Genomic DNA, 14,251 nt, shown 5'->3' with positions numbered 1-14,251 from the left:
AGGTGACGGAGCCGCAGATCCTGACGATGGCCTCCGAGGTCTGCGCCAGCCGGCCGGACGCGCTCACCATGATGTGCACCAATGTCCGCGCGGCGCAGCTGGCGCCCCGGATAGAGGCGTCGCTGGGGGTGCCCTTCTACGACTCCGTGTCCACGGTAGTGTGGCAGTCGCTGCGGATGGCGGGCTACGACACGCGGGAAGTCCAGGGCTGGGGGTCTCTGTTCCAGGATGTGGACTGAGCGCGCGGCCGCCAGGGCGCGGCCCGGAAAGGCACGCGCTGGCGCGACCTTGTCTGGAGGGCTTCTCAGCCTGCACGCGCTGGCAGTACGGCAACGGCCGTCCGCAGGGATGTCGCTCGCCCCAGGACATTCACCATTCAAATGAACACACAGTCATAATTGAATGGATTACCGCAGATCCTCATCGCGCGGATCATCAAAACAAGCCCATCCCATAACCGGCTCAACGTCTTTTTACGGACATCCGTGCCACATCCAGGCAAAGATCAAATATCAAAACAAACTTGACTGAACAGTCATAAATATCTAAGCTACCAGTCAAGCCAGAATGAAGACGGGTCGACAGGGATAGAACAGGAGGCGAACATGTTTCAAGAGTGGCGCGGCCAAACCATCCCCGGCCTGCTGCGGTACGGCGCCAGCACCTGGCCGGATCGCATCGCCGTCGACGACGGCACGGAACAGATCAATTATGCAACGCTCGCGCAGCGCAGCGCCCGCATGCGGAACGCCCTGCTCGAGCTTGGCATCGGACGCGGCGACCATGTGGCCTACCTGCTGCCATCCGGCATTCGCTGGCTTGAGATCTTCTTCGCGACAAGCGCGCTGGGCGCGGTACTGGTGCCCCTGAATCTCACCTGGACAAGCGAAGAGATCATCCAGGGCCTGACGCTGACGGATGCCAAGGTGCTGCTGGTGGCCAGCGAATACCGAGGCGCCTCCCTCATCGAACGGATTCAGCCGCTGACTGATCGGGGCGCGTCCGGCATGACACCCGCATTACGTCGGATTGTTCTGGCACAAGGCGACGCGGACGGCAGCGGCCTGGACTCGCTCGAACGCCACTTGACCGCCGCCCTCCCCCCCCAGGCCCCCGAAGCGCCCTCCCCCGCTGCGCCGGACGACACCGCCCTGCTGATCCTGACGTCGGGCTCGACTTCTTTCCCGAAGCCGGCCATCCACACACACGAAACAGTGCTCTGCGGATCAGCCGGCTACGCAGACGGACTCGAGGTCCACGCCGATGACATCTTCCTGCACTGCATGCCCAATTATCACGTGGGCAGCATCGCCACGGCGTGCCTGACGCTCATGCGCGGCGCCCGCCTCGAACTGATGTCCTTCTTCGAGCCGGGCGAAGCGCTGCGCCGGATACACAAGAGCCAGGCCACCTTGTTCTGGGGGTTCGATACCCATTTCCTCATGATGCGCGATCATCCCGACTACGCGCCCGGCCTGCTCTCCAGCCTGCAGAGAACGATGGTCGCCGCCAACCCCGCCACCTTCGAAAAAGTGCGGGCCATGGGCTTGGGTCACATCGGAAGCCTGTACGGCTCCACGGAATACATGGGGTCCCAGACCTACTTCCCCTTCCGGGATCGCGCAGACGAAGCTCGGATGAAGGCATCCAACGGCCGCGCCACATCCGGCGAAATCCGCATTGCCAACCCGGCAGGCGACGGCTGGGCCGCGCCGGGAGAACTCGGCGAGATCTGCGCCAAAGGGCCGGCATTGTTCAAGGGATACTACGGCCAACCCGAGGCCAGCGCAGCCTGCATGGACCAGGAAGGCTTCTTCCACAGCGGCGACCTGGGCTTTCTTGACGAGGACGGCTATCTCTACTACCGAGGCCGCCTCAAGGAAATGATCAAGTCCGGCGGCGAAAATGTGTCCGCCCTCGAGGTCGAGACATTCCTGCTGACCGAAATTCCAGGCATCGCCCGCGCCATGATCTGCGCCACGCTCCACCCCAAATGGGGCGAGGCGGTCACCGCCCTGCTCGAGGTGGAAGCGGGGCGCGCATACTCGACAGCGGATATCCAGGCCCTCTGCCGGAACCGACTCGCCGGCTACAAGATCCCCAAGCGAGTGCTGTTTCTCGCCGGCTCGGAATGGCCCATCACGCCAACAGGCAAGCTCGACAGGCGCACGCTCGCGACGCGGGCAATGAGCCACTATGCAAACGCGGAAGACCCCGAGTCGACGATATAGAAAGGAAACGCCCATGTGGCAGTCAAAGTACCAACTGATCGAATTTGAAACGAGCGGCGCTGTGCTGATCGTGCGCTTCGCACGCAGCGAGGCCCTGAACGCCGTCAACGCCCGGATGCATGCCGAGATGTCCTGGTTGTTTCGCGACATCGCCGAGCACTCCGATTGCCATGCGGTCGTGCTCACGGGCAAGGGGAAGGCTTTCTCGGCCGGCGGCGACATCGACTGGTTTTCACAGATCTCGCCCGAGGAAATAGACCAGCTGTTCGTTGAGGCCCGCCGCCTCATTGTCGACATGCTGGAGCTGCCTCAACCCATCATTTCCGCCATCAATGGCCCCGCCATCGGCCTGGGCGCCACACTGGCCTTATTCAGCGACATCAGCTACATGGGACGAAGCGCGGTGATCGCCGACACCCACGTCCTGGCCGGCATTGCCGCAGGCGATGGCGGCGCCGCCATCTGGCCCTGGCTCGTCGGCATGCACCGAGCCAAAGAGTTTCTGCTGACCGGACGCAAGATCGCCGCCGGAGACGCCGAGCGCCTGGGACTGGTCAATCATGTCGTCGACGATGACATGCTGCTCCAAGCCGCTCTCGACATGGCACAAGAACTCGCAAGCGGGGCGCAGATGGCAATACGCGCCACCAAGGCCTCGCTCAACAAAATCCTCCGGGACACAGTCAACCTCAATCTGGACACCTCGCTCGCCCTCGAAAAGGCCTGCTTTTATTCGGCCGACCACAAAGATCGCATTACCGCCTTCCTGACCAAGCGCCATGCCCGACAATCAGCCAATACCCACTCCGCAACCGCCTGACTCCCCCAAGATCCTGTACAGCCAGGATGACGGCATCGCGCGCATCATATTGAATCGGCCCAAGCAGCTCAACGCCCTGGATGCCGAGGCGATCCATGCCCTCGCGGCGGCCCTCGAGCGCGCCTGCGACGACGAGCACAGCCGGGTCGTACTGATCCAGGGCACGGGCAAGGCGTTCTGCGTAGGCGGCGACATCAACCTCTTCCAGCAGACAGTCGACGGCCTGCCGGCGCTGCTCGATTCGCTGTTGCAGCCCCTGAATGCCGCGATCGCCCGCGTCGCCGCATCAGGCTTGCCGATTGTCTCCGCCGTGAACGGCCCCGTAGGCGGCGGTGGCATCGGCCTGGCGCTCTGCGCGGACTATGTGCTGGCAGCGCAGTCCATGGCGCTGCGCTGCGGGTATTCGGCCATCGGCCTGACGCCGGACGTCGGCAGTGCGCGCTTTCTGACGCTGCGGGTGGGCGTCACACGAGCAAAACACTTGTTTTATCTGAACGAAATGCTCGACGCTCCGGCGTGCCTGGCGCTGGGGATCGTTGATGCCATTCACCCCGACGAGGAACTGGCGGCAGCCGCAGAGGCTCTGGCGCGCCGCCTGCGAGCCGGGCCCCGAGCGGCCCTGGCCCGCATCAAAGCGCTGGTCGAGACCACCGGCGCCCGGTCATTGCCAGAGCACCTGGCAGCGGAACGCGAATGCATGGTCGCATCCGCAGGCGAACCGGATGCCTGCGAAGGCATTGCCGCCTTCACGGAAAAACGCGCGGCGCGCTTCGGCCCCTAGCCTACCGGATCCGGTCCCGCAGCAAGGCCTTCTGGATTTTTCCCATGGAATTCTTCGGGAACTCCCTCAGACACTCAATCCGTCTGGGCGCCTTGTAATCGGCAAGATGCTCGCGGCAAAAAGCACGCAGTTCGTCGAGATCCAGGAACGCGGCGTCTTTAGGAACAATGAAAGCCAGGATGTCCTCTCCCAGCTTTTCATGAGGCATCGCCACGACTGCGGCCTCCAGCACCCCGGGGTGCCGGTACAGCACTTCTTCGATCTCAACCGAGCTGATTTTCAGCCCGCCACGATTGACGATGTCCTTGATGCGATCGCTGTAATAAAGATAGCCATCGTCGTCGAGCCAGCCCATGTCGCCCGTGCGAACCCAACCGTCTTGCAGGATCTGCCGAGTCGCCTCGTCGTTCTTGTAGTACCCGCGCATACCAGCAGGTGAGCGGATGGCGATCTGCCCAACAGCCTGGCCGGACACCATCCGCCCCTCATCATCAAGGATCGCGACCTCGCATAAGGGCATGGGCCGGCCCGCCGAATCGATGCGTCCAAGCGCCTGATCAGGCGTCAGCAAAGTGCCCGAAGGCCCTGTTTCAGTCATACCGTACTGCTTGCGCAGCTCGGCTCGGGGATACTTTGCCGCAAGCGCGCGCACGGCAGACGCAGGCATGGCAGCGCCCCCGTAGTCCCACAGCCTTATCGACGGCAAGGCGCGCGGCGCGCGCGCCAGCGCGTCGAGCATAAACAAGTAATGGGAGGGCACCCCGATGACTGCCGTCGAACCTTCATCCTCGATCCGTTGCAGCATCGTTGCCGCATCAAAGCGGGGCTCGAGCACCAATGTCGCGCCAACCCAGAACGCCGGCATGGGTGCGAACTGCGTTCCGGAACTGGTGAAGAACGGGATCGCATGATGAAACACGTCCTCGTTGCGCAAGCCCAGCGCCGCCGCAAAAATCGCACCCGTGGCCAACGCCGATCCGTGCGTATGCATGACCGCCTTGGGTCGCGCGGTCGTTCCCGACGTGAAGACGATATTCGCCAGATCACCGGCGCCCAACGCAGGCAGGCAGTTCTCTTCCGCCTGCGAACCGGTATCTGCGAGGCGATCCTCCAGGTCAAACACCTGGCGCAGTTTCGGCAGATCGGCCCGCAAGGCCTGCACTCGCGGCGTCAGCGCGGACTGAGCCAGCATCGCCACGCAATCGGAGAAATCGATGGCATGGCGCAGCTCGTCATCGACGAAGCGGGAATTGAGCGGCACCATCACCGCTCCGGCCCGCAGTAGCGCCAAATATCCCACCAGGCAGTCTACATAGGACTCGCCGTCGGCCAGGATGCCGACAGGGTCGCCTGTTTCAATGCCTCGGGCTCGCAACCCCCGGGCCAAGCCAAGGGATTCGTGACGCAACGCCGACCAGCTGAGCCTGGACCAGACGCCCTGGCCGCGCGGCCCGATCAGCGCGATCCGATCGGGCTGCACGGCGGCCCAGTGATCAATCAGCGCATTGACCGATTGGAACCGAGTCAAGGCCTGCGCCAGCTCCGGCGCCTCGTGCCGCGCAAAGGCTGGCTGACGGATCACCTCAGCCCTTCACCAGCGGACACGTGCTGTCGGCCAGTTTGGGGAAGGCCTCGTCACCCGAGATGGTCTCCCGGATAGACAGCATGTCCCACGGACCCTTCGATTCAGCCGGCGTCTTGACCTGAGCCAGATACATGTCATGCACCATCATCCCGTCCTTGCGAACCAGACCATTGCTGGTGAAGAAGTCATTGACCGGCAGCTTGCGCATTTGCTCCATGACGGCATCCGCTTCCAGCGTCTTTGCCGCGGCCACTGCCTTGAGGTAATGCAGGGTCGCCGAGTACGCCCCCGCCTGATTCATCGTGGGCATCAACTTGCGCCGCTCGTAGAAACGTTCAGACCAGGTCCGGGACTCGGGCGTGCGATCCCAGTAGAAGGCCGTCGTGAACAACAGCCCCTGGGCCAAATCCAGGCCCATGCCTTTGACGTCGGAATCAAAGAGAATCAGAGGAGCGACCTTGGTCTTGCCGGTCGTCAGGCCGAACTCACGTGCCTGGCGGACTGCATTCTGCGTATCCTGCCCCGCATTGGCCAAGGCGATCACATCCGAATTCGCGCTTTGCGCGGAGAGCAGGAACGAGGCGAAGTCCGTGGCCTTGAAGGGATGGCTGACCGAGCCCACCACCTGTCCTCCCATCTGCTTGACCACCTTGCTGGTCTCTTCCTGCAGCGCCTTGCCGAACGCGTAGTCAGCGGAAATAAAGTACCAAGTCTTGCCGCCGCCCTGGGTCAGGGCTTTGCCGGTGACATTGGCCAGCGCATAGATGTTCCAGACCCATTGCATGCCGTAGGGCGAGCATTCCTCGTTGATCAGCGCCGTCGTACCCGAAGTGAAGATCGAGACGCGCTTCTTTTCCCGGGTGAGTTTCTGCAACGCAAGGGCCGATGCGGAGTCCGAGCTCTCAAGGAGCATCCTTACATCCTGCTGGTCGATCCACTCGCGGGCGCGGCTGGTGGACACATCCACCTTCAGCAGCGAGTCCGCAGTCAGGATCTCGATAGGCCTTCCCAGCACCGTGCCACCGAAATCCTCCACAGCCATCTCCATGGCCACGCCGATGCCCGGCCCCGCCAGACCCGAATAGGCTCCGGACAGGTCGGCAATCGCGCCGATGCGCACAGGCTTTTCCTTGGCCTGCGCCTGGGCGCTGCCCGGGCCGGCGGCCAGCATCAGCATGCCCGCAATGATCGCAGCGGTCTGTTTGATCTTCATGTTGTCTCCTGGTCTTGGTTTTCAGTGGGGTCAAAAGTCAGATTCAGGGAACGGCGGTCCGCCAGGGATGCTGCGGCGGCAGTTGCCCCAGTAGAAACGGGGCCGCCCCGGGGCCGACGAAAATCGCCGACCCGCAACGCTCGGCATAGACCCAGCGGCCGTCCCGTCGTATACAGATATCCGTGAAGTCGACCACCGAGGACGGCGGGCCGATCTCCAGCGGGGAGACGCCAGGGCCTGAATAGACCGTGACGACCGAGTGTACGCAGGCGCAATCGAAGCTCTGCACTGCGACCCGCAGGCCGGACGAAACATGCCGCGTCGTGCGCGTGGGTCGACGGGCGTTCCGTGCCAGGAAGAAGGCCTCGATCGAAGCCTGGCCCTCGACTCGAAAGTCGCCAAAGACCATCCGGCCCTCGTCCGCATACAGTTGCGCGACGCTGCCCGCCTCGGGCCGATCGACCCGAAACCAGTATTCCGCATTCAGGCGAGCCAACTCGGCCTCTACCAGGGACTGCTCCACCGCAACGCGTACGACCGTCATGCTCCCCTCCTGCGCCGAGGTATCCCGCCCCTGGCTCGGTTTGTGATGAATATAATTATAAATGACTGATCAGTCAATAAATTTCATCTTTTTGACGATCAACTAGTGCATAATCTTGTTTAAATCTTTCAAATTCGAATCTATGAAAGACGTATTTCATGACTGTACAGTCATGAAATACGACGATTCCCAGGAGAACATCCATGCATCTTCCCGGCCTGAACTTTGATCTCGGCGACGCGATAGAAGAACTGCGCCACGCCGTGCGCCAGTTTGCTCTCGCCGAGATCGCGCCACGCGCAGCGGACATCGAGCGCGACAACAACTTTCCGGCCGACCTCTGGCGCAAGTTCGGCGAGATGGGCTTGCTGGGCATGACCATCGACGAGGCCTACGGCGGGGTCGACATGGGCTACCTGGCCCACATGGTCGCCATGGAAGAGATCTCCCGAGTCTCCGCCGCTGCGGGCCTGTCCTATGGCGCGCACTCGAACCTCTGCGTCAACGTCCTGTACACCAACGGCACACCCGAGCAGCGGCAACGCTACCTGCCCAAACTGATCTCGGGCGAGCACGTCGGCGCGCTCGCCATGTCGGAGCCCAACGCCGGCTCAGATGTGGTGAGCATGACACTGCACGCGCGCCGCGAGGGCGACCACTACATCCTTAACGGCTCCAAGATGTGGATCACCAACGGTGGTGACGCAGACACCCTGGTGGTCTACGCCAAGACAGACCCGAAGGCAGGATCCAAGGGCATCACCGCCTTCATCGTGGAAAAACACATGAAGGGCTTCAGCCACGGCGCCAAGCTCGATAAGCTCGGCTGCCGGGGCTCGAATACCTACCCCCTGTTCTTCGACGACTGCGCGGTGCCGGCGGAAAACGTCCTGCGCGGCGAAGGCCAAGGCGTTGCCGTGCTGATGTCGGGCCTGGACTACGAGCGCGCCGTCATGGCTGCCGGCCCCTTGGGCATCATGGCAGCCTGCATGGACACTGCCCTGCCCTATGTGCACGAACGTGAGCAGTTCGGCCGCAGCATCGGCGAGTTCCAGCTGATACAAGGCAAGCTCGCAGACATGTACAGCACCTGGCAGGCCTGCAGCGCATACCTCTACGCGCTGGGCAAGGCCTGCGACCGCCAGCCGCACTCGCGCAGTCTGCGCAAGGACGCAGCCGGCGTCATCCTCTATCTGGCCGAGAAGGCAACCTGGATGGCAGGCGAAACCATCCAGATTCTGGGCGGCAACGGCTACATCAACGACTTCCCCGCCGGGCGCTACTGGCGCGATGCCAAGCTCTGGGAAATCGGGGCGGGCACGTCGGAAATCCGCCGGATGCTGATCGGTCGCGAGCTCTTCGCCGAAACGGCCTGAGTCCGTCCTGAAGGCCAGCACTCACGCTCGCATACAGTGCGGCCGGTATAATGCCCCCGCAGGCACGGCTGACCATGAACGGCCACGGGGGTGATGCCCACACATGTTAAAAATAAAGAAAACCCGCTCAGACAAATCCGAAGAAACCCGGCGTGCACTCTTCGACGCGGCAGTCCAGACCGTTGCCGAAGAAGGATACGCAGGCGCGTCCGTCGACAAGATCGTCGCCCGGGCCAATGTGGCCAAGGGCACCTTCTACAACTATTTCGAAAACCAGCAGGATCTCTTCGATCAGCTTCTGCCCAATCTCGGCCAGAAGCTGCTCGACTACATCCGGACCCAGCTTGACGAATCCCTGACCGGCCTGGCCCGGGAAAAGCGCCGCGTAGAGGCCTACTTCGACTTTTGCCGCAAGACCCCGGGATTCCTGCGCATTCTGAACGAGGCGGAAATATTCGCGCCCAAGGCCTTCCACCGCCACGTCAAGATGTTCTATGAAGGCTACTTCCGCTCGATCCAGCGCAGCGCCCAGCGCGGCGAAATCTCGGGCTACGACGAGGACGAATTGGGCATCGTCGTCTTCATGCTCATGGGCATGCGCAGTTATCTGACCATGCTGTACGAATACAAGTACATCAGCCGATCAAAGCTCGAACTGGACAAAGTCATCTCCACCTACGAGAAGTTTGTCGCGCGAGCGATGTTCGACTGACCCCCGGCCTTTCGCCCCCTATCCCTTCGCCTTCGCCGGATAACTCACCCCCATGCCAGCGCGCGCGTCCTGCTGGATGCCATAAGTGGCGAAAGGATACCGCAGGCCGTTCCTGGCGAGCGCGCGCATGCCGGTCAGCGACTTCTCCAGATCAGCCGGCGCCAGCGCCATCAGCATCTCGTCATCCAGCACGCCGCCGTAACGGCGCTCGGCAAAACAGGGAATCGACAGACTGGGCTTGCGCGTGCGCAATGCCCGCCCCCAGGAATCGGCGCATGAAGACTCGCCCACCACGCTCCAGTCGAAGCGCTCATAGTCCGACCATTGCAGACCGTTGATGAAATAGATCATCGCGCCGGGCGTCGCATAGAACAGCGCAATGTCCGGCTGCCCTGCCTCTTCGCCAAAGCCTGCCCAACGCTCCAGCGGCGCCACCACCAGCGCCCGATAACGACCTGCCGGCACCACATTCATGGCAGCCTGGTGGCGCGCCGAATCCTCGACCTTGGCGAACCAGACGCCCGTCATGGCCCGACCGCTGTACCACTCATCGTCCTGGCCCCCCAAGCCCACCACGGAACGGCACTGGTCTCCCACCAGGTCATCAGACGTGACCCCCATGATCCATCCCAGCCGCGCGGCCTGCCCCACCAACTGGTCCATCGTATGGATGGCCTGCGGGCGACGCAAACGCGGGATTCGGTCGAAAATTTCAATCGACTCGAACAGCTTCATGCCAATGGGAGGGATGCGCAGCTTGAGCATTCCTTCAAGGTCCGAAGCCAGCGCGGCGAGTTCGGACGGAGCATTCTGTGTCATTGGGCGATTCCTGTTGTCATAGCGCCAACCCGAGAATATGGACAGGCTCTCTGTCATGAACGGGGATACCTGCATTCATTACCCCGCAGGCAGTCAGGGCCAGCACGGGCAGCATCAGCGTGCGTATGATCAACATCGTCCCCGGTGTCGTCATTCCAGGAGCATAACAAGAGCGGCGCAGTCACGGATGGCGCGAGGTGCGTACGCTGAAACAAATCGCGCGCGGCAGTCATCCAACTGGTAGGCCTCGAACTTGGCGCGCATGAGCCCATGCCGAACGATGCATCGACTTCCTCGGCAGCGCTTCAGTCAGCCGTATCCGCTGGGGAACCTGAATCTTACTGAAAGGAAGGAGACAAGCCTTGAAACCTATTGTCGCTGCGAACAAACCCATCGCGGTCGAGCTGAAAGCCGGCCAGGAATACCATTGGTGCCGTTGCGGCCGCTCGAAGAATCAGCCCTTCTGCGATGGCTCGCACCGGGGCACCGGATTCACGCCGCTGGCCTTCACGGCAGAGAAGGACGGAGAGGCCTGGCTGTGCCGCTGCAAGCAAACCAAAAACGCGCCGTTTTGCGATGGGCATCACAGCAAGGTCCCTGATGCCGTGGTGGGCAAGGAATTCTCCCTGGATGACCTTGCCTCGAATGCATCAAGCCCGACAGCTCCGGATGGCCCCGGCTCAGCGTCAGTGCAAGCCACAGCCACAACTCAGACAGCGACCCCGCCCGCAACGGATCCGGTGCCTGAAGTCTCACCAACCCCTGAAGAGCCGACCGTTGCCTTCATCCACCGTCTGGCTCGCGAAGGTTTGAGCAAAATGGGTCGTTACGGGGAGATGGCTGCAATGGGGGTCCCCCGCAGTCAGTTGCCGGACTGGAACGACATTCAGTTCATGACGGCGCAACTGGCCTGTCAACCATTGATGGAAGACGTTCCGGTGGAGACCCGGATGGTCATCGGCCCGGAGACCAAAAAACCTCTGCAACTCGACATCCCTCTTCTGGTCAGCGACATGAGCTTCGGGGCCTTGTCCGAGGAGGCCAAAATCGCCCTAGCCAAAGGGGCGGAGCTCGCCGGCACGGGCATTTGTTCCGGCGAAGGAGGGATGCTGCCGGAGGTGCAACAGGCCAACCGCCGCTACCTGTACGAATATGCATCGGCCGGATTTGGCTATCACGAATCCATCCTGCCGCTGGTGCAGGCATTCCATTTCAAATGCGGCCAGTCAGCCAAGACGGGCACAGGAGGACACTTGCCCGGCCGGAAAGTGATTGGCCGCATCGCTGAAATCCGCCACCTGCCCGAAGGGCAGAATGCGGATTCGCCGCCCACGTTCCGCGATCTGCATACTGTCGAAGATTTCGCTCGCTTCGCCGACCATGTGCGTGAGGTCACCGGGGGTGTCCCTATCGGGTTCAAACTCAGCGCCCAGCATGTCGAGCGGGATATTTCATTCGCTGTCAGGGCTGGCGCGGACTACATCATCCTGGACGGTCGCGGAGGCGGGACAGGAGATGCCCCGCTCATGTTCCGCGACCATATCTCGGTACCCACCATCCCGGCCCTAGCCCGGGCCCGGCACTGTCTTGACCAGCTGAAAGCCAGCGGACGCGTCACGCTGATCATCACGGGCGGTCTGCGAACCCATACCGACTTTGCCAAAGCGCTTGCGCTGGGAGCCGATGGTGTCGCATTGGCCAATTCCGCGATACAGGCCATCGGCTGCATAGCGGCCCGTATTTGTCATACCAATCTGTGCCCAACCGGGATCGCGACACAGGATCCACAACTGCGCAAGCGCCTGAATGTCGAGGCGTCCGCTCAACGCCTGGCCACTTTCTTCAAGGCCAGCACCGACTTGATGCAAATCATGGCCCGCGCCTGTGGCCACAATCGCCTGGATCAATTCCAGAAGGATGATCTTGCGAGCTGGCATAGATCGCTGGCCGAACTGGCAGGCATAGAATGGTCCGGATTCACGCCGGATCGATGAGGGGGATTGACGCGGGTGGGTGACAGCCATCAGCTCTGAAACGTGTGGGGGGTCGTGGGGGCGGCTCCGCCAACGCCTCGGCGGCGACGTCTTCGATAGCAGTCGAGGGTTATATGTCGAATGAGATATTTGAATGCCGCAAACAACTGCAAACGACTCAAGTCGAGCTTGATTCTCTTCAGAGTCAGCTTCGCGTGGCAGAGGCCATTTTTCAACATACCCAACCGGCGATGGTGACTGACGCACACGCCCGCATTCAGCGTGTCAACGAGGAATTCTGTGTCCTGATGGGATATCGCCCGGAGGAAATGCTGGGGCAGACACCCCGCATGTTTCGCTCTCACCATCACGATCAGGCGTTCTACGACCAGATGGTGGCCACCATCCGGACGACGGGGCATTGGGCGGGCGAGGTGTGGGATCGACGCAAAAGCGGCGAGATCTTCCCCAAATGGATGAGCATCACCGCCGTGCCCGATGCCACCGGCGAGGTCACGCACATGGTGGCCTGCTACACCGATCTGAGCGGCCAGCAGCACGCGCAGCAGCAAATCCATCAGTTGGCGTTCTACGATGTATTGACCGGCCTGCCCAATCGGGCCTTGCTGCGCGAGCGCTTGCGGCAGGCGCAGACGGAGGCTGCGCGGCATGGACATTGGGGCGCCTTGCTGCTGCTCGATTGGGACGATTTCAAATCCCTCAATGACAGCATGGGCCACCCGCAAGGCGATGAACTGCTCAGGCACATTGCCGCCCGCCTCACGGCCAACCTGCCCCCGGACGCAACCGTGGCGCGCCTGGGGGGCGATGAATACGCGATCGTCCTGCCGCAGCTGGGCCGCGAGCAGACGTGGGCCGCAACGCAAGCCGAAGCGCTGGCCGAGCGCGTACGGCAAGCCCTGGTCGCGCCCTACCGCGTGGCCAGCACCGAATACCAAGGGAGCGCCAGTCAGGGCCTGGTGCTGTTTGCGGGCAGCTCGCCCGACGCCGACGCGCTGCTCAAGCAGGCCGAACTGGCCATGTATCAGGCCAAGCAGGCCGGGCGCGGGCGGCTGCATTTTTTCGATGACGCATTGGAGCGCCAGCTGATCGACCGTATGCGGATGGAGCGTGCGTTGCGCACCGGCATCGCGCGCGGCGAACTGCGTCTGCACTACCAGCCGCAGATCGCGCTGAAAGACGGCGCCTTCCGCGTCATGGGCGCCGAGGCCTTGGTGCGCTGGCAGCACCCCGTGCGCGGCCTGCTAGGGCCCGACCTGTTCATTCCCCTGGCCGAAGAAACCGGCCTGATCGGCGTCCTGGGTCAGTGGGTCCTGCAGGCCGCTTGCGAGCAGCTTGGCCGCTGGGGCCAGCAGCCGGAGCTGGACGGCTTGACGCTGGCGGTGAACGTAAGCGCGGCGCAGTTTTCGCACCCCGATTTCGCGGCCCAGGCGCTGGCGTTCTTGCACGAGCACAACGCGCCGCCCGAACGCCTCAAGCTGGAGCTGACCGAGAGCCTGCTGGTGGACGACACCGAGGGGGTGATCGCCACCATGACGGCGCTACGGGCGGAAGGCGTGCGGTTTTCGCTTGATGACTTTGGCACCGGCTATTCGTCGCTGCAATATTTGAAGCGCCTGCCGTTGTACCAACTCAAGATCGACCAGAGTTTTGTTCACGACCTGGAGCGCGACCCCAACGACGCCGCCATCGCCGGCGCCGTGGCCGCGCTGGCGCGCAGCATGGGCCTGGAGGTGATTGCCGAAGGCGTGGAGACACAGGCCCAGCAACACCTGCTGGCCGGCATGGGCTGCCATGCGTACCAGGGTTACTGGTTCAGCCGCCCGCTCCCGCTGGAGGCATTTGAAGCCTATTGCACGACGGGCGTCGCTCAAGCGCCCTCGGGATTGGATCGTCATCGGTCGGATCAAGCCAGCATGTCCTGAAGCGGCCCGGCCTCAGGCCACATCCAGGAACAGAGGCCCCCACCCCTGGACTTCCCGCGTGTCGTAGCCCGCCATCCGCAGCGACTGCCACACCACCGTGGACACGGAGTCGTAGAAGGGCACTCCCAGCGACGCCTCTATCCGGGGCGCCAGCTGCGCCGCGCGGACATTGGTGCACATCATGGTGAGCGCGTCCGGCCGGCTGGCGCAGACCTCGGAGGCCATCGTCAGGATCTGCGGCTCCGTCACCT

At 62.7% G+C, this 14,251-nt stretch carries 11 protein-coding genes and 2 pseudogenes; 8 read left to right on the top strand and 5 right to left on the bottom strand.

Translation table 11 applies throughout. From position 1 onward, the window contains the following. The 4 genes and pseudogenes from WBG56_RS10200 to WBG56_RS10185 all read left to right on the top strand — a co-directional run. Nucleotides 1–239: pseudogene (locus tag WBG56_RS10200) on the top strand (Asp/Glu/hydantoin racemase); the annotation flags it as partial. A 366-nt stretch (nt 240–605) separates the two neighbouring features. Beyond that, complete coding sequence (locus tag WBG56_RS10195; protein WP_424267899.1) at nt 606–2,231, top strand: class I adenylate-forming enzyme family protein; 1,626 nt, start codon at nt 606–608, stop codon at nt 2,229–2,231. Between the two features lie 13 nt (nt 2,232–2,244). After that, nucleotides 2,245–3,051 (top strand): enoyl-CoA hydratase/isomerase family protein, encoded by an 807-nt coding sequence (locus tag WBG56_RS10190; RefSeq protein WP_424267897.1) that lies wholly within the window; start codon nt 2,245–2,247, stop codon nt 3,049–3,051. Beyond that, a complete protein-coding gene (locus WBG56_RS10185) occupies nt 3,011–3,832 on the top strand; it encodes an enoyl-CoA hydratase/isomerase family protein (protein WP_424267895.1) in 822 nt (273 codons plus the stop codon). The genes WBG56_RS10190 and WBG56_RS10185 overlap by 41 nt, the downstream gene beginning before the upstream one ends. A 1-nt stretch (nt 3,833) precedes the next feature. Here the strand turns inward: WBG56_RS10185 and WBG56_RS10180 are convergent, their stop codons facing one another. From WBG56_RS10180 to WBG56_RS10170, 3 genes are read right to left on the bottom strand one after another with little or no spacing between them, the layout of a single operon-like run. Next, nucleotides 3,834–5,414: a class I adenylate-forming enzyme family protein gene (locus WBG56_RS10180; protein ID WP_424267893.1), complete on the bottom strand. Its 1,581-nt coding sequence runs from the start codon at nt 5,412–5,414 to the stop codon at nt 3,834–3,836. A gap of 1 nt (nt 5,415) precedes the next feature. After that, the gene (locus tag WBG56_RS10175) at nt 5,416–6,630 is read right to left on the bottom strand and encodes an ABC transporter substrate-binding protein (RefSeq protein WP_424267891.1); all 1,215 of its coding nucleotides are present in this window, start codon (nt 6,628–6,630) and stop codon (nt 5,416–5,418) included. A 43-nt stretch (nt 6,631–6,673) separates the two neighbouring features. Then, on the bottom strand, nt 6,674–7,174 hold the full coding sequence (locus tag WBG56_RS10170; protein WP_424267889.1) for a nuclear transport factor 2 family protein: 501 nt from the start codon (nt 7,172–7,174) through the stop codon (nt 6,674–6,676). A gap of 203 nt (nt 7,175–7,377) precedes the next feature. Here WBG56_RS10170 and WBG56_RS10165 point away from each other — a divergent pair, with 203 nt between their 5' ends. Then, nucleotides 7,378–8,550 carry an isovaleryl-CoA dehydrogenase gene (locus tag WBG56_RS10165; protein WP_424267887.1) on the top strand — a complete coding sequence of 391 codons (1,173 nt, stop codon included), beginning with the start codon at nt 7,378–7,380 and terminating at the stop codon, nt 8,548–8,550. A 103-nt stretch (nt 8,551–8,653) separates the two neighbouring features. Continuing rightward, on the top strand, nt 8,654–9,262 hold the full coding sequence (locus WBG56_RS10160; protein ID WP_424267885.1) for a TetR/AcrR family transcriptional regulator: 609 nt from the start codon (nt 8,654–8,656) through the stop codon (nt 9,260–9,262). Between the two features lie 18 nt (nt 9,263–9,280). Here the strand turns inward: WBG56_RS10160 and WBG56_RS10155 are convergent, their stop codons facing one another. Next, nucleotides 9,281–10,081 carry a DUF169 domain-containing protein gene (locus WBG56_RS10155; RefSeq protein WP_424267901.1) on the bottom strand — a complete coding sequence of 267 codons (801 nt, stop codon included), beginning with the start codon at nt 10,079–10,081 and terminating at the stop codon, nt 9,281–9,283. A 362-nt stretch (nt 10,082–10,443) separates the two neighbouring features. Between WBG56_RS10155 and WBG56_RS10150 the strand changes: the two genes are divergently transcribed. Both WBG56_RS10150 and WBG56_RS10145 read left to right on the top strand, forming a co-directional pair. Continuing rightward, complete coding sequence (locus WBG56_RS10150; RefSeq protein ID WP_424267883.1) at nt 10,444–12,075, top strand: glutamate synthase-related protein; 1,632 nt, start codon at nt 10,444–10,446, stop codon at nt 12,073–12,075. A 113-nt stretch (nt 12,076–12,188) separates the two neighbouring features. Beyond that, nucleotides 12,189–14,000: a putative bifunctional diguanylate cyclase/phosphodiesterase gene (locus tag WBG56_RS10145; protein ID WP_424267881.1), complete on the top strand. Its 1,812-nt coding sequence runs from the start codon at nt 12,189–12,191 to the stop codon at nt 13,998–14,000. 12 nt (nt 14,001–14,012) lie between these two features. On the opposite strand, the pseudogene WBG56_RS10140 reads toward WBG56_RS10145, so the two are convergent. Beyond that, nucleotides 14,013–14,251: pseudogene (locus tag WBG56_RS10140) on the bottom strand (Asp/Glu/hydantoin racemase); the annotation flags it as partial.

The sequence above is a fragment of the Castellaniella sp. genome (assembly GCF_049671645.1).
Lineage (GTDB): Bacteria > Pseudomonadota > Gammaproteobacteria > Burkholderiales > Burkholderiaceae_B > Castellaniella.
This window is presented reverse-complemented; position numbering and strand designations above follow the sequence as displayed.